At 50.0% G+C, this 20,746-nt stretch carries 13 protein-coding genes; 2 read left to right on the top strand and 11 right to left on the bottom strand.

What is annotated here, in order from left to right; translation table 11 throughout:
- Window positions 1-370: 370 nt before the first annotated feature.
- From ACO08I_RS28810 to ACO08I_RS28800, 3 genes are read right to left on the bottom strand one after another with little or no spacing between them, the layout of a single operon-like run.
- Window positions 371-4,213 (bottom strand): hypothetical protein, encoded by a 3,843-nt coding sequence (locus ACO08I_RS28810; RefSeq protein ID WP_421947910.1) that lies wholly within the window; start codon window positions 4,211-4,213, stop codon window positions 371-373.
- A 57-nt stretch (window positions 4,214-4,270) separates the two neighbouring features.
- Window positions 4,271-4,801, bottom strand: coding sequence for an immunoglobulin domain-containing protein (locus ACO08I_RS28805; RefSeq protein WP_421947909.1), 531 nt, complete (start codon window positions 4,799-4,801; stop codon window positions 4,271-4,273).
- An 18-nt stretch (window positions 4,802-4,819) separates the two neighbouring features.
- Entirely contained in the window at window positions 4,820-6,592 is a 1,773-nt protein-coding gene (locus ACO08I_RS28800) for a hypothetical protein (RefSeq protein ID WP_421947908.1), read from the bottom strand.
- A gap of 291 nt (window positions 6,593-6,883) precedes the next feature.
- Here ACO08I_RS28800 and ACO08I_RS28795 point away from each other — a divergent pair, with 291 nt between their 5' ends.
- The gene (locus ACO08I_RS28795; RefSeq protein WP_421947907.1) at window positions 6,884-7,462 is read left to right on the top strand and encodes a Uma2 family endonuclease; all 579 of its coding nucleotides are present in this window, start codon (window positions 6,884-6,886) and stop codon (window positions 7,460-7,462) included.
- Window positions 7,463-7,987: 525 nt separating this feature from the next.
- Here the strand turns inward: ACO08I_RS28795 and ACO08I_RS28790 are convergent.
- The 7 genes from ACO08I_RS28790 to ACO08I_RS28760 form a co-directional block, all read right to left on the bottom strand.
- Window positions 7,988-8,689 carry a DUF2490 domain-containing protein gene (locus ACO08I_RS28790; protein ID WP_421947906.1) on the bottom strand — a complete coding sequence of 234 codons (702 nt, stop codon included), beginning with the start codon at window positions 8,687-8,689 and terminating at the stop codon, window positions 7,988-7,990.
- A gap of 3 nt (window positions 8,690-8,692) precedes the next feature.
- Window positions 8,693-9,460: a carbonic anhydrase gene (locus tag ACO08I_RS28785; protein WP_421947905.1), complete on the bottom strand. Its 768-nt coding sequence runs from the start codon at window positions 9,458-9,460 to the stop codon at window positions 8,693-8,695.
- Between the two features lie 193 nt (window positions 9,461-9,653).
- Complete coding sequence (locus ACO08I_RS28780; RefSeq protein ID WP_421947904.1) at window positions 9,654-10,988, bottom strand: aminotransferase class I/II-fold pyridoxal phosphate-dependent enzyme; 1,335 nt, start codon at window positions 10,986-10,988, stop codon at window positions 9,654-9,656.
- Window positions 10,989-11,127: 139 nt separating this feature from the next.
- A complete protein-coding gene (locus tag ACO08I_RS28775) occupies window positions 11,128-11,661 on the bottom strand; it encodes a GNAT family N-acetyltransferase (RefSeq protein ID WP_421947903.1) in 534 nt (177 codons plus the stop codon).
- Window positions 11,662-11,985: 324 nt separating this feature from the next.
- A complete protein-coding gene (locus ACO08I_RS28770) occupies window positions 11,986-13,914 on the bottom strand; it encodes a S9 family peptidase (protein ID WP_282774970.1) in 1,929 nt (642 codons plus the stop codon).
- A 293-nt stretch (window positions 13,915-14,207) separates the two neighbouring features.
- Window positions 14,208-16,007, bottom strand: coding sequence for a PKD domain-containing protein (locus ACO08I_RS28765; RefSeq protein WP_421947902.1), 1,800 nt, complete (start codon window positions 16,005-16,007; stop codon window positions 14,208-14,210).
- A gap of 176 nt (window positions 16,008-16,183) precedes the next feature.
- A complete protein-coding gene (locus ACO08I_RS28760) occupies window positions 16,184-16,981 on the bottom strand; it encodes a T9SS type A sorting domain-containing protein (protein WP_421947901.1) in 798 nt (265 codons plus the stop codon).
- Between the two features lie 236 nt (window positions 16,982-17,217).
- On the opposite strand from ACO08I_RS28760, the gene ACO08I_RS28755 reads away from it, so the two are divergent.
- A complete protein-coding gene (locus ACO08I_RS28755; RefSeq protein WP_282774976.1) occupies window positions 17,218-19,500 on the top strand; it encodes a TonB-dependent receptor in 2,283 nt (760 codons plus the stop codon).
- A gap of 53 nt (window positions 19,501-19,553) precedes the next feature.
- On the opposite strand, the gene ACO08I_RS28750 is transcribed toward ACO08I_RS28755, so the two are convergent.
- The gene (locus ACO08I_RS28750; RefSeq protein WP_282774978.1) at window positions 19,554-20,657 is read right to left on the bottom strand and encodes a slipin family protein; all 1,104 of its coding nucleotides are present in this window, start codon (window positions 20,655-20,657) and stop codon (window positions 19,554-19,556) included.
- Window positions 20,658-20,746: the final 89 nt, after the last annotated feature.

The following is a 20,746-nucleotide window of genomic DNA, read 5'->3' as shown; positions in this document are numbered from 1 at the left end:
AAATTCTACTGTAAATAGCCTCCAACTCTCTTCACTTGGTATTTTAAGTGCCGATCGGCGTATTGTCATCTTTGGAAGAACCTGAACAAAACCAGAAACAAAAAAAACCTTAGTCGAAAAGCCTCGATCCATGGGTTTAGCCAGTTTATCTGCCCTTTGGCTAAGCAGCAGGTACTTTGAGGCTTGTACATCTTGTAAGACCTTTAGTTTTATTTTATACTCTAATGCCTTGCTCAAGCTACTGTCATTTTGCCCCTGTAGCGCGGCAAAGGAAGTCAGCATAAAAGTTATCATAAAACAAATGTGATGAACTATTTTAAGCATTTCTGTGTCTTTTCAAAGTTCCATAGATTTGCACCTAAAGTATCTTTCAATCGCTAATGCTAAAGACAGAGCGATGAGCCTCGGGCTGGGAAGCATGGCTTCCGTCATTAGAGCCAGCAGCAGTAGGGTCGTGAATCTTGCAAAAGGGGCAATACCCTTTTGAATAAAAACCGCCACATTCTTTTCCGTAAGCATCCTGAATTAACACCCATTTCAGATAAGACAGCGGCTGTGTTTTAATGAGGTAAAGGTGGGTTAACTCATGCGCCAGGCATTCCCGGTATTTCTGCTGCCGCAAGCGGCGTATTTGATGGCAATCCGGGTTTTCGCTTTTGTAATAATCCCAAATATCTTCGGAGCCTGCTCCTGACCAAAACCCGGATGTATAGCTTGCATAAGTAGGGATGAAAGATAATGCCTTCACATACATATTGATCACTATTAGCTTTTTATCGTCGATATGCAACAGTTGTTTGTGCGATGGGAAGTTTTCCTCGGTTAACTCATAGGCCAGTTTCTTTTCTTCATAAAGTTGATCCACTTGATCTGCCTTATCTCTTAATGCTGTGATACTAAGGTCATCCTCATTGGTAATCCAGCTTGCCAGTTTGGCACCTAACAGAGGGGAGCGTTGCTCAATGTATCTTACGTAAACGGGCACTACCTCTTCTCCTGCCTCCAAAATCAATGTCTTTATTTCCTCCTTCTGACTTTCAGATAGAGTCACAAGCAGGGAAGTATGCTTGAAACAATCTGCTAACCGATTGCCAGGCGCACGATTTAGGGTTGTAGTTTCAGTCGTGCCCAAAAGCAACCTTTCCCAATTTACTTTTAGGGAATAAAATGCATTATCAGAATACTGTACTTCATGCCCTTTATTTACTTCGCATTCCCCCGGCTCACTTCTCAATCGGATATCGAGATGGTAACCTTCCTCCTCCAGCTGTGAAAGAATAGAATTATAAATAGTTTGAGCTGTATCTTGCCGCAACTGAGCTAACGCCCGTTCAGCATAGATTGATGGGGACTTACTGCCGGCTTCACAGGGGCTACCCACGCAGATACCCTTTGCTTCGCTTGTATCTACTGCTGGGGTAATGGAAACCCCAGGTGTATAGTCTTTAGTCACCAACTTCATTGTAATGTGGCGCTTGATGATTTTCTGGGTCCGGGTTTCCATAAAGCGTACCCGTACTACAACTTCTTCTCCGCTCATTGAGGGTAAAGAGGTAAAGGTGTACCCACCATTCTCGTTAGCTCCGTTAACCCTAACTCTATTTTCCGTCCAATGTAAATCGGTGACCCTATGATCCCCCTGGCTGACAAATTCTCCTATCGTTTCATTTTTGACCTGAAGGACTACCGAATTTCCTACTTCGATCTCGTATTTTTGGGGTGCTGGCTTTCCGTCTAGAAATAAGGCATAGCGGTAGCCCCTTGGCTTGGCAAGAGGAGGCTCGAATTCAATATTCATAGACAACGCAGGTCGGTCAAACCTATCCCTTTGCCCGCTCTTTTCAGATTCGCCAACCAAGAGTCCTGCCTCTACGTATTGACCAAAACCTTTGTACCCTAATGGAAAATCGGGAGCCGCAGGTTCGAACAAAGGAAAGATTGCTGGATTGTCGAGTTGGACTTCCCCTTTTATTAGTTCCCCTCGATGCTCTTTGTGTTCAATCTTTAATTTGAAATGATAAGGCTTAAACCGAGATCCAGTATAAAAGTGCCTTATCCGTAGTTTTTCTTCCTTGCCAGGATAACCATCAATGATCATAGGAAAAAACTTGCCCTGCCCCCGCACAATAGGCTTGTTTACCTGGTGATCAACCTTTTCATTCCAAAAGTAGCGAATGTTTTTTTGATTAAAATTTGCAATCTTTCCCGTTACTGCCGTTCGAATAATTTCCTGATATTCTGTTTTATCTTGCCCCTGTTGCAGGTTATGTTGAATGTATATGTCTACGTTTTTTTCATTCCCCCACTCTGTATAGTACACCAAAAAAACATCTTCTGGATCGTATTCATAACCCTTTACGATAAATCCATCTTTCGCTATACATCCCTCACTATTTGTTACTGTAACAGCATAAAAACCTAGACCCGTAATCTCGATCGTCTGCGCAGTAGATCCATCCTGCCATTCGTACGTACTTCCCGGTTCTCCTCCGGCATCTAAAATAGGGTTGCCGGCCACATCTTCTCCTATTTGGATTTCCGCAGTAGCGCAGGAGCCTACCTCGTAAACATCCGTAGCACTACAGGCTTTTCCATCTTTGGTAACGGTCACCCAGTAAAACCCAGCCTCGTCTACAGTGATTTTATCAGTAGTCTCTCCGGTAGACCATTCGTAGGAATAGCCAGGAATTCCTGTACCTGCATACAAATTGGTAGAGGTTTGCGGGCACTCATTTGAACTCCTCGAAACAGGATCTTCGTCCTTTAAACCTATAGGGTCTGCCAGCTCACATAGCTCGGGATAAGTAGAAATGATTCCAATATCTGGAGGCCTTTCGACAAAAACAGGGAACTCAAATTGCTCTTCGCAGTTCGTGTCTTCATCTGTGATACGAAGCCCAAAGTTTGTATAATACAATAGTTCTACATCAACAGTGGGAGCTGTAGTACCGTTCTCCCACAGATAACTATAGTTGCCCTCGCTTAAAATGACAGGAACAATAGTCACAGATTCTCCAGGGCATATTCTAGGCTTGTCCCATTCTTCAATTTTGATAGAGTTGACGTTTACAGTTACTTGGTCTTCTGCAATGAGATCTCCATTAGAATCTGTAACATATACAGTGTAAGTCGTCGTTTCAGTAGGGAAAACAGTAGGCATAGATGAGCTAAGATGGGTAAATAGGTTTTCTCTGGGCTTCCATGCATAACAGTAATCCACTCCATCTATCGGGTGGGGCCACGGTAAGCAGCCTGTACCTAACTGAATCCTGTCTCCGGCGCAAATAGTACGATCCGGTCCCGAAATATCCCGGCACGGAGGCTCGACAGTTACTTCAAAATGCATAACGCCTTTCCCTTCCCTATCAGAGAGTTGGAATACGTACGCACCATAAATAGTATCTGGATTTGGCGATAACTCGAAGCACTTGGTCTCCGTACTTCCTGCAGGAAAGTTCAGGTATACAGGGGTAAAGTTATCGAAGTGGGGGGAATCATGAGCAGCTAAGCTCAGTCTTAACGCCACTTCGCCAGTGGGTTTTTTATCAGGGGATATGCAGAATGTAGACGAAAGCCCGGACAAAATCCTGGGGGCTTGTACAATACGCTTGCCGTTGCTATCTAGCAAAGACAACGGGGGCACCGATTCACCATTGACCACTTCGATTAAAAAGTTGTCCAGACAAACTGTTACACCCGGTCTGCTAGAGCTACTGCCGGACAAAACGACCCAGTAATTACCGTCTGTTTTTACGGAGAAGATCCGGCTTGCTATACTAGCACCGGGCTCATCATAACTAAGCTTGTCCAGAGGCACCCCTAAAGCAATAACCTTAGCTTTTATTTCAACGCCTACCGCTGTGTACCAAAAGTCAATCTGCTGTCCCAGGCCGGAAGCCCTACCATTCAGGGTTAAGCGATAGCTCTTCCCGGCCTCCAAAGACACCCGCATTGCGACAGTATCGAGGTGACTAAACCCATCGGTGTAAGCACACCAATCATTAGGTGCTCCTTTTGCCCCGTAGCTGCCCCTGGTAAACCCTTTTTGATAAAAGCCTTCTACCCCACACATATCTTGCTGAAAGGAGGAGTCTGAAAAATCAATAACCCTCAGAGTATCCAGATACTGAGACCATACAATCACCGGAGCAAACACCCATAATGAGACAAGAACTAAGACCTTTTTCGATAAATAGCCAGACGCTTTTTCCACATTCATAACTTTTGCCTAAGTGGTTTCTTACTGCACTTACAGTGTTTATATCAACGGTTACCAATCGGGTACTTTAACCGTAGGAGAGGTGAATCTGCAGCCCCTTTCATTGATGACTACCAGATAATAAATACCTGAAGGGGCTTTTTTCAGATACTTCCCTTTTTGTGGCAGTAGGGTGTCATCCTCTTTATACCATTCGTAGGAAATATAATTGTCTGAACCAGTCACTATTACGGAAAGTTGCACCGGCTTGTCCGTAGCATTAGGCTCTATCTCAAAGTCAAACGAAGGACCAGGACAGGCTGCAAGCTCTACATGGTATTTGAACACACACCCATAACTATTTAATATGCTGAGCCGGTAAGCACCTGGCAATTCTATGTCTCCCGGCTCTTTTTCTCTAGAGGTATAGCCCTCCGGTCCCCTCCAGTAAAACTGAAAAGGGCCGGCGCTCCCTTCCGCTATTACAGCAAAGGCTTGTTGTGATATGCCTTCACAGGCACAGTCTACCATTGTCGTAATCTCAATCTTTGCCTGAGCCGTCCATCCTAGCATCAAGAGAGCAGCAGTGATAATGTATTTCATGGCTTGTTATTTTAAAGCTTAGTTGAGCCTTTTAACCTCCAAATTCTCCGGATCATCAAAGTAGAGGGTGACTTCCAGTTCGATTTCTTTTTTGTACTCCTCTCCCTTGCAGCGCAGCACTACCTTCTCCTCATCTTCGTAGATGACGTTGCTGCGGTCCAGCCGTTCTACCAGGTAGCGGTAGAGGCGGTCTTGAATGTAAGTAAACAGCATTCGCCAATCTCCTTTTTTATAGAGGTAGCTGTAATCAGGATCACGATGCACAGGAACACGCCTCCTGGCCTCCTTGTCCTCCACATAGGGCAGATACAAAGGCACAGTCTTGGTCAAAAAGATATCTTTCCCGCTTATGAAGTACACATCCCGGGTCTCCGTGTCAAGTGCCAGCAGATAATGATTGGCGCGAGGCTGCTTGATGTAATGATAGGGATAGTCGTAGTGGTTATAAGCCGTGTCTAAAGTATTGGCCCATGAACATTGAGAAAGGTACCTTGCTGGCAATATCTCTGGGCTCACTACCAAAGGATAGGAATAACGCAACGCCCTTTCGGTTATGGCTTTCCATCGGGGCTGATAGTAGGTATCATAAATGTTGTCATTGTTAAAACCGTCCCAGCTCATGGAATCCGCAAACTGTGAGTCTTCTCTCTTGTGCCATAAAAGCAGGGTGTCCATGTAGATTTTATAATACTCGATATCACGATAATAAAACCGGTGTTCAGCAGAGACACATTTATAGGCAATAGCGGCGTTGACATAAGGTTCCCACTCATAATCATAGCTAAAGCTCATCATCTCTGGCAGCCTTGCCTGCAAATCTGCTACCCGTTCCTCGCTTTCCCAGCAGCAGCCATATCTCAGGTGGTACATACGCGGCAAGTATACATCGTAGTCTGGAATTAGGCTGTCTAACAAAGTCTCCGGGTCTACACTATCAGGCAAAGCGCTGGCTTTTTGATGGAATTTATAGAGGTAGAGGTTCTCCATTAGGGCTTCAAAGAGATAGCGCTTTTTGTCTTCTGTGCCGCTGAAGTCAGGAATTTCAAGCTTAGGGTATACGCTTGACCGAGGTGCGAGTTCAACTTTCGCTTGTTTGGGTTTGAGAATTTTTATTTTCTCAATTTTATAGTTCCCTGGATCGTCAAATGAAAATTGATACCTATAATGGCTTAAAAAACCATCTTCTGTTCGCCTAATCCTATTTATAAAGATAGAGTCCTCCGACAATCTATCAATATTAACTTCTACATCCTCATCCAAGTAAGACAAAGCTTTAATAAAAAACACATATGAATCAGGGCGATTAGGCACAGAATTAAAGTATGATATGATGTCATTTTTAAAGGTGGGATAAATAGGCATGACAACCTTAGTATCTATATCCACTAAAAACAATCCAAGTTTATCCTGAAAAAGCCTTTTTATCTGTCCCGCTGACCAATCATTTATGTCTTTGTTTTCTGGTATACGATTAAATCCCACTTCAAATAAGTGGAAATTGGTTCCAGGAACAGCTCCTAAACCCGATTTTCTAATATACATCTTAGGCGAGTCCGTAAAATATCCAAATACTATATTGTCGACATTTTTTAGCCTATTGTGAGATAACATTCTGCCTGCTTTTCCAGATTTACCGCTTAAAGTTAAACTGCTAAAGTATGCGTAGCGCTTTAATATTTGTCGCTTCATCTCATAGACCACTTCCGCCGGAAGGTCAGCATCTACCTTTTGTGCCAGCACATTCAAGCTCAAAAACAACCCCACAATCAGCGTAAGCGCGCGTCCAGTCATAAGCTACAAGATTTAACATATCCGGGAAACAGCAGAAAGATACAAATCCTCCTGCAAGCCCGGGCGACAACTGAACGAGTGTACGGGCAGCAGGTGTCAATGGTGCTGCTGACTGAGTGAGTATTAAGTTTTAGGTAAACTATCGCCCAGCGGGAAACTGGACGACAGGATGGGGGCTTTAAATGCTGGGCACTGCTAGTTCTGCCTGTTTCTGAGCTGCAGCACTTGGATAAAATAGCACAGGGAACTTACACTGCCCCCAGATTGTTTACCATTTCAATAAATCGTCAAATGATGGAACAACCTACCGAGCAAATCCCTAAAAGTCTGGTCTATGAAATGGTTGGCGGCAAGCCCATTTACTACCAAGGCTACAAGGACTACCTGACCGGTAACAAGCAAATGGATGAAATCATGGGTAGCAGCAAACTACAAGCGCTCATTGTTGCAGAGTTGATCTATCTCCTCCGATCCTTTTATGGAAATGAATACCTGATCTTTACGAACGAGCTCGGGCTGCGTTTTGGCAAAAACGCCTGGAGAGCAGCGGATATAGCCGTAATCAAATCGGACCTGGTGGAAGACTTAAACGATCAGTATTTGGATATTCCCCCTGAATTAGTGATCGAGATCGATACCAAAGCAGATCTTCAGGAAGTCCGCAACCCTTTAGGGTACTACCATGAAAAAACAGAGGACCTGATTCAATTTGGCGTAGCCAAAGTCGTTTGGATTTTTACGGATACCCGAAAGGTGCTGATTGCCGAACAAGGCAACAACGCGTGGCGCATTTACGACTGGGAGGATCAGTTGGAAATCACAGAAGGCCTGGCTATAGATATGAAGCGTATTGCTAATCGGGGGAAGTAGTACTTGATGTCGGGTTCAGTCTGCTTCATTGCTTTCGCTAAGAATTATTACGCCCCCCTCCGATGTCATCTTTGACTTTAGCTTGCTTGCCCCCACCACAAAATACTTCTTCCCCGACCGTGAGCAGGAAGCGGTTTGACCAATACCCCGAATGGGTATCCCTGCACCAATGTTCCTTGTGCAAAGGAAGGTCTAGCCGGACCGGTACTACCTAACAAACACACCCTGTACCGAATATACGCAATACGAAGTGGTCACCTACTGGCGCTGACGGCCAGCACGGGGAACGATAAATGTCGGGTCTTTGATCCAGACTTCATCGTCTGGGCTTACAGTCCAGACATTCATCGTCTAGAATCTTAGATTTGCGACATCGACCACTAACGAAGCATAGCTTGTCAGGGCAAGCGCAAGACACTTCCCAGCGTAAATGCTGACATTAAGTAGGTTTGCTGCGGCAAACCACTTAATCGTCAGTATAAACCGTACAGGGTGCAATTCATTTTTGGCTTTTACGATAAAATCTTATCTAAAGGAGAAGTTATGGTGCGCACTGAATTGTGCCTGCCATTTGCTCCAGTTGGCGGTGGTTTGATTCATAGCACCCAGTTGGATGCGCAGGTTGTCACGCAGCCCGAACCCAATACCAAGATAGGTCCGGTTCCGGTCAAAGTATTGCACTTCGCGGCCGTCTCCAATATCGGTTTGACCATTGATGAAAATCTCATTGTACAGGGCCAGGTAGACGACTCCCTTCCCAAAATCGGTGGCATTGAGCGGTACATTCACAAATATATTGTACCGGTAGCGGGTACGGAAGTCCTGCTCCTCCAGCCAGCGTTGCTCCGACCGGAAACGGTGGGTAAGCAGAAAACGGCCACCCAGCCGCTGGGAAAAAAGAGCTTCCTGATAAATCCGGTTTTCATGGACCGTGTTGGTGCTTTCTCCCGGTGTGCCCGTTGTGATACTCGCATAGCCCAGTGTGAAGGTTACACCAGCATCCTTTGGGGTGTACGTCAATCCATTTCGGATCAGCACCTGCTCCAGGTCATTGCCGAAGTTCCAGAATCGGAACTGATAATCGCCCTGAATCCCGAAGGGGCCATCTCCAAACCTGGCATTGTAAAAGTACATGTACCAGGCTCCCAGTTTGTCTTCTTCAACAGTTTGGGCCGCAAGCGGGCTGGCAAGCCATGCACACAGCAGTAGTAACAGCAGTTTTTTCATAGGCTATTGAACAAATTTTGGCAGTGACTTGATCGTCTCTTCCAAAAACTCCACCTGACCGGAGTGCAGGTTGTACACTGCGCCGACGATGAGGACTTCACCGCTTGCAAACTTGCGGCTCAGTACCGGTTCCAGACCCCGGAGAAGTTCAACCTGCTCCAGTACATTCTTGCGAACGGCGGTATCGAGCATGTCATCCTCGCCTTTTGCGTTGTCTTTCGCATAAAGGGAAGCGGGTTTAATGGCATTGATGAGCGTCACCACGTGGCCCGGAGGGTTTTCCGGCAGCTGCATGGCTGCCTTTACGGCTCCGCAGGATTCATGGCCCAGCACAACAATCAGACGGGTATTCAGCACTACCGTGGCGTACTCAATGGTCCCATAAGAAGCTTCAGCCATCACCTGCCCAGCTGTACGGGTAATAAAGAGGTCTCCCACCCCCTGATCAAAAATAATCTCATTGGGCACACGGCTGTCCGCACAGCCAATAATCGTAGCAAAAGGCTTCTGCCCCAGCTCGTTGTTGCGCAGGTCTTCGTCGGTCTGACGCGGTTTGATACTCTTGTTCTCCGCAAAGCGCTTATTTCCATAAATCAGCTTTTTCAATCCGTAGTAGGGATCAAGGTAAGCGCTGTCCCGGTCGGCAAAATACTGATCGGCTTCGAGATCGAGCATCTTCTGAATGGCAGCGCTCTGCTGTGCGTGGGCGTGCGTGAACATGGTGGCCAGGAACAGGAATGCTCCTGACAACAGGGTCTTTGACAGTGTCATATTCATAGTTTGAAGTGAAAAATGACACGCCTAACCTTGGAAATACAAATGTTGTTTTGGTCCTGGATTTTTTAAGAAAATATTAACTAAAAATATTTTTACAAGTCAGAATTTTTATTTAATAATTTGCAAAAAATGGTAAGAAAAGACACATTGCCACAGTTCTGTAAAAACAAAACTGAAAGGAAGTGAATCAACTGGCCCGGTCTTGAAAAAAAGTCTTCAACCGCTCCAGCGCCACCTCCAAATGGCTCAAAGGCAATGTAGTATACACTATCCTAAACACCCCATACTTCTTATGCTGGAATCCGGCACCGGGCGTCAGCAATATGCCGGTACTGTGGTAAATGTCCATCCAAAGGTCTTCCTGCCCCTTTTCGCTATCCTCTTTCAGGTATTTGGAAAAATCAGCCCAAACAAACAGGCTGCCGCGGCTGGGGACGTGGGGCACTTCCAACTCCCGAAGGGCCCTGACGACTGCTTTGTAGCTCCCGGTAAGCCGGGCTTTGTTGGTTGCGATGTAGCGCTCCAGGAAGGCGTGGTCTTTCATCAGCTCCCCGATCACCCATTGCGCAAGGTTGGAAACCATCTGCGGGATATTGACATTCCCAAAACCCTTGAGGAAGCTTTCATTCAAAGAATGTACGATACCAAACCGGAACCCTGACATGGCAAAATCCTTGGACAGGGCATACCAGAGGTGCAGGTAATCGCTTTGAAGCTCCGCCATGAGCTGTGCGAAAGATTGGGGCACCGTTGCCGGCGTATAATCTGCCCGGATGTCACCGTCCTCAACATCCACCAACGACAAGCCGTAAATTTCACTGACAACCAAGTGCACCTCATGCGCCATGCACCACTCGGCAATCTCCCTCAGCTGTTGTTCCGAGTACATACAGCCGGTGGGATTATCCGGTGAGGTCAGCAACAGGATTTTGAACCTTTGCCCCTGCCCGCTGATATCCGCCCAGGCAGCATCAAGGTGTGCGGTGGTCAGGGGGGAAAGATCCCCATGATCGGCAGGATGGTGATGCGTTTGCAAATCGTAGCGCTGCAATCCGCTTTTCAAGCCCACATCATTGGTGTACATGGGGTAAGCGGGGGCCGGAATCACCACCACATCCCCCTCATCGGCCAGCATAAACGTACTCACCTCTATGGTCGCTGCAGCACCGGCAGAAAAGGCAATGGAATCAGGCGCAATGGGACATTGGCACAGGTATTGCTCCATAAATGCCGCCACGGTCTCCCGGACCTCCGGGTGCCCATTCGGATCCGTATACTGGAAAGCCCATTCGGGAACAGCGCCCTGCTGCAAAATTTCATCTATACGGGCCTTCATCATCGGGATCATCAGGGCATTCTCCGCCACATTCAGGGTGAAGTACCCTTCGGGATTTTCCTCCGGATCATACAGGTTTTGAGCGGCTTCAAAGAAGAGGTCCATGTCCACCCGGGCAGCGGAGGCCGCCAGGGGAGCCCCTCTCCTGGAAAGGCCGGAAGCCGGTGTCGTTTTTTCTATCGCCATTCGAGCTTTGATTTGTGGTTTTAGCCTGGTTCAGGCAAATTGGTAATACCGTGATCCGCACATCTAAGAATTCGGCCACTTGAATACAGAACACCTAACAAGCTTCTGATGTGCAGAGTTGAGTACTCAGGCCCATCCCCTACCTAAGCCCCCTGTACACCACCACCGGCATTCCGCTGTAATCCGTCTCCTTCCAGGGCAGCAGCCCATTCTTGCGGGCAACGTGCTGACTCGCCAAATTGTCTTTATGGATAATGGAAATGACCTGCTCCACCGGCAGGTGTTCGAAAGCCCAGCTCTTCATCTGTTGCGCCATTTCGGTACCGTAGCCCTGTCCCCAGTAGCCGGGCATAAGGGAGTAAGCCACTTCGTACAAAGTTTCCCCGTCCAGGTCACGGGGAATGACGCCCGCCATCCCAATGAGCCCGCCCGCCGATGGCAGCGTAGCCGCCAGGTGCCCAAAACCCGTGTCCCGGTACCGCTCTGCTTGCTTGTGAATCCACCAGGCAGAGAGCTCCATGGGCGTACCGTCCAGAGGCATGCCCAGGAAATGCAGCCGGTCATTGTCTATAAAGAAAACCGACCAGGCCGGAATATCTGCTTCCGTGGTTTTGCGGAAGGTCAGCCGGGCACTGCGCTGATTGTAATAGCGCTCCATTAGCGGTGCATTCATAATGATCTGGTGACTAAAAAAACGAATAGAACAGACAACCCAAACGGAGATGCCTCCGGCAACTTAACAGGCATAAGACTTCGCAGAATCTGGCCACCGCAGCGGTGCCAGGCAGAATCACGCCCCACTCTTCCATAGCAAAACCCACACTAGCCGACTTCGTAGAAGTCGCACATTAGTAACACAGGCAGCACCAATACTAACCGACTTCGTAGAAGTCGCACATTAGTAACACAGGCAGCACCAATGCTAACCGACTTCGTAGAAGTCGCACATTACACCCTATATCATGAACTCACCTCAAATTCAGTTGCAATCAAAGCCCTAAGTCGTCACCAACGCCTCAGGTACCCCCACCTCCAGCGGCTGCATCAGATAAGTTTGCAGGAACAAGATCACCGCCTGATTGTAAAAATCACGGTTCGACTTTTTCCGGAAGCCATGCCCCTCATCCTTAGCCAGCAGGTACCAGGCCTCTCCCCCATTCTTACGGATCGCCCGCAGCATTTGCTCCGCCTCACTGGCCGGCACCCGGGGGTCGTTCTGCCCCTGCACAATAAGCATCGGCTTGGTAATCTTATGAGCATTAGTCGTCGGAGAAATCTGCTCCAGATGCCGGCGCATAGCCGGATCACGCTCATCCCCGTACTCCACCCGGCGCAGATCGCGGCGGTAAGACTTGGTATTCTTCAGGAAGGTTATAAAATTACTGATGCCCACGATGTCAATCCCGCAACAAAGACGGTCGTTGTAATGCGACATGCTTGCCAGCACCATGTAGCCACCGTAGGAACCGCCCATAACCGCCACACGACGGCTGTCCAGTTCGGGCTGCTGTTCAATCCAGTCAAGCAGCGCCCCGATGTCCCGCACAGAATCCTCCCGCTTAAAGCCGTTATCCAGCTTGAGGTAGTGCTTCCCATAGCCCGAAGAGCCCCGCACATTCGGAGCGAGCACAGCCACGCCAAGTTCTTTAAGGTAGTACTGAAAAGCCGGTGAAAAGCCAGGCCGAAACTGACTCTCCGGGCCACCGTGAATGTAAATCAGCACAGGCATGGGCGCATCTTGTGGCTCCGGCCGGTAATAAAAGGCAGGAATCTCCCGGTCTTTGCCCCCTACCTGATCAAAAGTCGGATAATGAATGAGCCTGGGCTTGACAAACCCTTTGCGGTCTAACCCACCCACTTCTGAAAAGGTCCACTGCTGCAGGTCCATCGTTTCCACATCCAGCACATAGGCATCGGCCGGCGCCTGAGGCGTATTGATGGTCAGGGCAAGGCGCAGGGCCTTGGGGTGCCAGCGCATATCGGCAATGACGCCTTCCGGGAGGACTTCGACGCGCTCGTAGCGTTCCCGGGCCGTATCGTAAAGGTACAATTCGGAAATGCCGTTCTTATTGATAACAAAGGCCAGCTGTGTGCCATCGGCAGAAAGCTGCAAGCCTTCCACTTCCCAGTCCAGCCCCTGAGTAATCTTTTGCTTCGATTGTGTATCCAGGTCGTAAACCATCAGCCCGCGCCATTCGCTATCGGCATCAGACGTATAGTAAATCCGGCGGCCGTCGGCGGACCAGCTGCCGGAGCGGCAGGCAATATTCGGATCAGCCTGAATGGTCTGCAACATACCCGTCTCCACATCCAGGATATGCAAGTGGCTTTCATTGATCGACCGGTAGTTGATGACGGTCACATACCGCCCGCCTGATGCCCAGGCGACCGGGTACCAATAGCCCTTACCGGTAAAGACCAGTCGTTCGCCTGTACCACCTGCCAGGTCGTAGAGGTACAAATCCTGATCAATGCCGTTGCGCTTGGTACTGCTGTAAATAAAGGCGCTGCCCTCCCGGTTCCATACGCCACTGCTGTGCTTGGATTCCCCATCCGTCAGCATTTCGTATTCCTGCTTCCGTAAGTCATAGAAGTACAGCTGATAAGCCTCGTTACCACCGGTATCCCGCGCAAACAGGAACCCCTGACGGTCAGCATCGGGGCAGGTGCGGGCAATATAAACGGGCTCGTCAAAAAAGGTCAGTTGTTTACGGAAGTGCCCGGGCCGGACCACTTCGTGAATCTGTGCAGCTTCTCCAAACCGGGTTGAGATCAGTAACCCACTGCCATCAGGCAGCCAATCGGCCAAAGCCGCCTCGCGCGTCTGCTGATACAATTGTAGCTTGTCTTTCAGCAAGACAGGGATATCCGGGATGTTCTCAAGTAGAAGGTTGCCTATTTCTTTTCTTCTAATCTCAACTGTCATAATTCAGGGTTCGCAAGAGTACGGTGGGATATTCCACCATCGGACCGACTATCTAAGACCTGGAGTTCAGACTTGCGGTGCCAAATTCAGTTTGGGATTATGCGCAGTGTTCAGCCCGCAAAGCTACAATTTTTTCGGATACCCTGCTGAGTACCAAATCAGTAGCTGCTCCGGACCGAACAACGCGCCATGGCTTTTTAGGTTGCTCTTGCTTGTTTAGCCCCTCAATATATGATTTTTCATATATTTTAACAGTTAAGACACAATCTTTTTTAATCTCAGCTTCCAAAAGCCTATTGAATGACGACCGGGATCGTCTTCCCTCCAGCTTTGGTCTGAATTTGTAAATAATGTACGCCGGTGGCTAATATCGGGAGGTCGAGCCGCAGCGTTTCGCCAACATCGCCCCCTTCCAACCTCCACGACTGCAGCTGTTGCCCAAGCGTATTCATCAACCGGATGTTTATTGGGCCTCCAGGCATATCCCCTCTGATCCAAACCGGCGCACCGGGGGCAAGCAGCGTTGGGTAGGCCTTTATGCCCTGAAGTGCCGCCTCTTCCACACTTACCGGCATGCAGTTGGGGAAATCGGGGTCGTAGGTCATGCTTTGGGTGTAAGAACGGCTACAGCCCGTAAGCGGATTGACTACCTCCAGGGTGTAACTCCCTGAGGTGCTGATGCAGTATTCCAAATCATTGCCGCCTTCCAGGGGCTGCTCATCCAGGTACCACTGCAGCTCGTAGGGATCAGGCAGGGTGTCCGGATCCAGCAGAAAGAGCAGGTTTTGCTCGATCTGGAAGATAGGGAAAGCCGGCAGGTCGTTGAAATCCAGCAAAAGGGTGTCAGAAGTGGCGCTGCAGCCATCAGCATTGGTGTACGTGACCCAGTAGAAGCCGCTTTCGCCCACAGCTAGCAGATCGCCATTCGCCTCAAACAGGGGCACTGTGTCGAGATACCATTGGGTGTTTTCGGTGTAGTTGGTCATCAGCGTCAGGGAGTCGCCATCACAAAGGTCCTCGCCGCTGTAGCCCTGCAGTTCGGGCTTTTCCGGTTGCTCGTAGACCGTTATGATGCCTTCGGAGCGGATGGTGTCAACAGGATTGATGATGGTAATGTCTACCGTGGCGCCATCGTCTTCCAGCTCCCCGTTTGAAGTCTTCACAAAGCCAAAAACGCCGCAGACGTCATCGCCTCCGTCCAGCCCCTGATCGTCATCCACCACCTGAATTTGGTAGGGGCCGTTTTCGATGAAAATGCCAGGCGCAAAAACAACAGGCAGGCTGGCATTCTGCACGACATCAGAGGCAAAAATTTTGTCGCCCAGCGGGTTGTAGACTTCCAAAACCAGATCGGGCGCGCCACCGAAAATATCATTGCAGTCCACATCCGTAATGACCACCTCCGTCAGCTGATGCCCAAAGGTGTCCACAATCACCTGATAGCTCACTCCGTACTCACCAGGCGTATCATAAACCTGCGTGCCTGGATTTTCAGCAACAGAACTTTGCCCGTTGCCGAAGTCCCAGATATAGCTGAAGCCATCGGTGCCGTTGGAAGGCACATTATTGATAAAGTTCGCCACCACTTCTCCGCAACCTGAGGTATTGTCGATAGTGAAGCCTTCTGAAATGACCTGACCGGGCAGGATAAGAATAGGAATGGTCACCGCCGAGGTCTGCGTAGCCACCAAAACCTGGGCTGAAATAATGACTTCCACCTCATACAGCCCCGGAATCAGGGGGGTCCCGCAGAAGCGCACACAGCCATCCGTCACCTCACTAACGTCGAAGGCCAGCTGATTGGCTTCCCACTGCAGCCCAGGCGGCACATTCGCCACAGAGCTGATCGTCATTTGGGAAATTGGGAGCCCCGGAGGCGTATCCGGGTCGGTGGCATTAACCGGCGTGGTGGTTTGGGGCAGGCGGAACGACAGGTCTTCGCTGTAAAATTGGCCGACCTGCCCGTCCGGGGCAGCCGAAATGTAAATGGTATCCTCCGGGAGGGCGGGGAGATTGACCGTACAGCCGGGGCAGTTGGCTTTCGCCGAAAGGCTAAGCCCCCAAAGCAGGATGGTTAGGTATAAGTACTTCATGTCCTTCTGAATTTTAAATAACAAGACCGCCCTTGTGCAGCACAAGGCGCTGTACAAGAACGGTTTGCCAGTAAAGAAAATTTTATAGGGTGTCGGAGCGGGGCTTCACGCTGCAGGGTGGGCAGCACCCCGCTCCTTGTCAGAAGGACTGAATTCTTGGAGACCCGGCAGGGGTACTACCGGTTAATAATCATTTTGGAAGTAGCGGCGTGGCGGCCATCGGTGATACCGTAAAGGTACATGCCTTCTGCCAGTTGGCTACCGTTGAAGTCGATATGGTTTTCACCTTCGATCAGCTGAATTTGCTGTTGGTGCACCTGACGGCCCAGCAAATCCGTAACGAAGAACTGGTACATGCCCGACTGTTTGGCATCCACCACCACCTGCGTGAGGTCCCCAAATGGGTTGGGGCGGTTGCTCAGCCCAAAGTCTGCTGCAAAGGCCTCGTTGGTGTTGGAGAAGCAGTTGGTGCCGCCTTCTTCCTTTACAAAAAGATAGTAGTGGGCATCTGCCTCCAGATCGCCCGGGACCGTAACTTGAAGTTCGAGCCCGGCATTAATAACTGCTGCGATCGTCAGGTCATGCTGGCCTACTTCATCAGCCGTGGCTGTACCAGACACCAGGATGCAGCCTTTAGTCTCGGCGGCAAACACGCAGTTGGGCGGATTACAAACATAATCCATAGAGGCCGGCAAGTTATCAATCCCATCTTCCGCAGGGATGCTCACATCAATGAGCGGCACTTCAAACCCGCTCACATTGTAAATTGCCGGAATATTGAATGTAAAGACAAACTCATATGGGCTGCCTACGCATGCCGTATCTTTGATGCCTCCGTCAGGACGGAGCATTTCATTGTAAGGCAGTGGAGCAACCACCACCGAATCCGGAACTGTTTCGTCCGGCTGGCAATCCTGTGCGTACCCAACGCTGGCGAGGATAACCCCCAAGAAAATCAGTACAATTCGATTCATAATCGTGTTGTTTGGTAAAGAATTCAGCTGCCGAAGTTAGAAAACTTTTGGGAAAGCCAAATGGATTTATTGGAATCTGTCGGCTGCGTGCAAAGCGATTTTTTTCAGGAACTTGCTTGTCAAGTAACACGAATGCCTTAGATTTGTGCTTCCACACGCCCTGAAATTAGCACCCTGAACATTTTGGAGACCATCCACAGCCACTACTTTTGAGTGCTGTGCCTAATTCATTGCATATGACCAAGTACTACCTTCTGCTAATTTTTCTGTCCTTTTCTGTTTTACTGACTGCTCAGCAAGCCCTGCTCACCGGCCGGGTGACGGACGCCAAAACCGGGGAGCCTCTGATTGCAGCGACCATCAGCCTGCAAGGTCAGGGTACCGTAACCAACTTCGATGGGTTCTACGAGCTGGAGGCCGATGCAGGCAAACACCTCCTGAAAGCCAGCTATGTGGGCTATAAAACCTATGAAACGGAAGTAAACCTACCGGAAGGGGGCACCATTGAGCTAAATATGGCGCTCGATCCCCGTGCTACCGTACTCGAAACCGCTACCGTAACGAGCGGTAAATTCGAAAAGCCGCTCAGCAAGGTGACCGTCTCCCTGGAAGTCCTTCAACCTGACCTGATTGAGAACACGGGCAAAGTATCCATTGACGAGGCGCTGGAAAAACTACCGGGCGTAACCATCATTGACGGGCAGGCGAATATCCGGGGCGGCTCGGGCTATTCACAGGGTGCTGGCAGCCGGGTACTGCTGCTGGTGGATGATATCCCTATCCTATCTGCCGATGCAGGCTTCCCCAACTGGGATGATGTGCCGATCGAAAATATCGCGCAGGTGGAAGTGGTCAAGGGCGCGGGCTCGGCGCTGTACGGTTCTTCTGCACTCAACGGTATCATCAACGTCCGTACGGCTTACGCCAAATCAGCACCGGAGACCGAAGCAGCGGTCTTTTACACCCATAACTTCAGCCCCGAAGATGAACGCCTGAAATGGTGGGATACCGCACCGCGCACCATCGGAGCGAGTGTGGCCCACCGCCGTAAGATGGGCAAGCTGGACCTGGTTATGGGCGGCTATTACCTGAATGAAGAGAGCTATAACGAAGGTGCATTCCGCCGTACCGGCCGCTTCAATGTAGGCACCCGCTACCGCGCTACCGACCGCCTGACCATCGGGCTGAACGCCAATATCAACGCCGGAGAGACCGCCTCCTTTTTTTATTGGGCCAGCGATACTGCCGCATACCAGCCGGGCCCCAACACACTTGGTGGCCGCCGCCGGTTGCGCTACAATATCGACCCTACCGTCACCTACTACGATGGCGCCAACAACCGCCACCGCATCCTGAGCCGCTTCTACAATATCGACAATGAGAACGACCTCAATCAGAGTAATTTCTCGGATATGTTCTACGCGGAGTATCAGTTCCAGCGCCGGATGGCAGCAGCAGACCTGGTCTTCACGGCCGGGCTGGTCGGATCAGGCACGGATATCGAAGCGGAGCTGTACGGCGACACCACCTTCACCTCCCGCAACCTGGCGGCCTACGCCCAATTCGATAAGGAGTTTTTTGGCAAACTGAATGCGTCGGTGGGATTCCGCTATGAGCGTAATGTACTGCGCAACCCCGGTTTTGAGTACGATGGCGGCACGGTGGACCCTTCTGACGAGGAGGAAGCCAAACCCGTGGCGCGCCTCGGGCTCAACTATCAGGCCGGCAAGGCGACCTTCCTGCGGGCGAGCTGGGGACAGGGCTACCGCTACCCTACCGTAGCTGAAAAATATATCGTGACAGAAGCCGGCGCGCTACGCATTGTGCCCAATCCCACCTTGCAATCTGAAACCGGCTGGACAGCAGAATTAGGCGTTAAGCAAGGCTTCCGGATTTCCAATTTTGAAGGGTTTCTGGACTTTGCGGTTTTCCGCTCCCGCTACTTTGATATGATGGAGTTCAATATCGTAGGCTTTAGTTTTCAGGCCATCAATATCGGGGATACCCAGATTGATGGATTTGAGGTCACCGCCGCTGGCAGAGGCGAAATTTTAGGTCTTCCGGTAAGCTTACTAGCTGGATACACCTACGTTGATCCGCGTTTTGAAGCCTTTGACACGACCCGCGTCCCTGCCGGCCAAGACCGCACACAGGGGCAAATCAACGCCAATAACTCTTCAATTGATGAGAATATCCTCAAGTACCGCTCCCGCCACCTGTTCAAGCTCGACCTGCAGGCGGATTATAAAAAGGCGTCTTTTGGCGTTGAAACATTCTACAACAGCCAGATCGAAGCCATTGATGCGGCATTCCTGCTGTTCATCAACGGGCTGCGGGACTTCCGGGAGCGCAACGACAGGGGCTTTACCGTGGTCAACCTCCGGGGCAGCTATAAGCTCACGGAGTCTGTTAAACTTTCCCTGCTGCTCAACAACCTGCTCAATGAAGCCTACTCGCCCCGGCCGGGCATTATGGAAGCGCCCCGCAATTTGACGATGAGACTGGACTTTGATTTCTAAGCGAATTGAAAAAGGGCTGCCCCAAACGGAGCAGCCCTACAGTAAACCCTTGTCTACTTTTTATCCGCGATAAAAAGTTCGCGCAACTGATCAATCACCTGTCCGCCACCGGAGACAGAAAGGCTGTTGATCTTCTCAGCGATCTTCTCCACGTACTCCATCTCCTTGAGGCGGAGCAGCATGGCGTTGTCCTCCATCAGCTTAGCGGAGTTGAGCAGGCTACGGGTGGCAGCTGCTTCATCCCGCCGGAGGATGGTATTGGCCTGAGCCTGCTTTTCAGCCACGAGGACCCGGTTCATGATCTCCCGGATTTCGCCCGGTAAGATGATGTCCTTCAGGCCTCCGGACAAGACGGCTACCCCCAGGCTTTCAGCGGCTTTAGCCAGTTCGTCCCGGATGCTGTTGTAGACGCTGTCCTTACCAGCCAGCAGCTCGTCCAACGTCCGGGTGCCCACATAAGACCGCAGTGCTAATTGCACCAACAGGTACAATTGGCGGGGCATATCGCTCACTTCCAGCAATGCCCGCTCCACATTGGTGATCCGGTATTGCAATTGGAAGTTGAGCCGGATGCCCACCCGGTCTTTGGTGAGGATTTCCTGCCCGCTGACCTCTATGGTCTGCACCCTTAGGTCGGCCAGAAGCACTTTCAAGTCCTCAGCCGTTTTCCAGAAGTAGTGCCGTCCGGCAGACAGCTTTTGCTTCAGTTCACCGTCAATAAGCAACAGCCCGGTCTCATAAGCAGCCACATCATACCGGTGTACCTGACGGAAAACCACCAATTTGGTGAGCAGCTCTGGTTCGATAACGGCCCCAACTTCATCCTTGCGGGTATCTACCATCCGGAAGTCATACTCAATGCCAGACTTCCAGTAGACATAGCGCCCTGGCGATAAGAGATTGTCGAACAGCCCATCCCGGTACGCCAGGCAACGCTCGTGGTCCTTTACTTCTACCAGGTGGACTTCAGCCCGAAAGCGCTCATCCTCCAGCAAAATGCTCAGGTCAACAGGCAAGACTAATGGCGTGGTCCGGTCGAACACCAGCAATTCCTGCCTCCAGCCCACTACATGCCAACCTTCGAGGCGCACGCCTACAAAGGACTTGCCCCGGAACAACAGGCCAACCTCATGACGGCTGATCGTTACGAATTTCATGACTTGGTTTTTTGCAGTTGTGAACTATTTAAAAATTTTGATTCCTTACAAAACGTACAGCAACGGCGCCTCAATCCCAGGGATACGAG

It is taken from the genome of Phaeodactylibacter xiamenensis (assembly GCF_965229835.1).
Classification (GTDB): Bacteria; Bacteroidota; Bacteroidia; order Chitinophagales; family Saprospiraceae; genus Phaeodactylibacter; species Phaeodactylibacter xiamenensis.
Note: the sequence above shows the minus strand (reverse complement) of the source record. Positions and strands in the feature narration are given on the sequence as shown.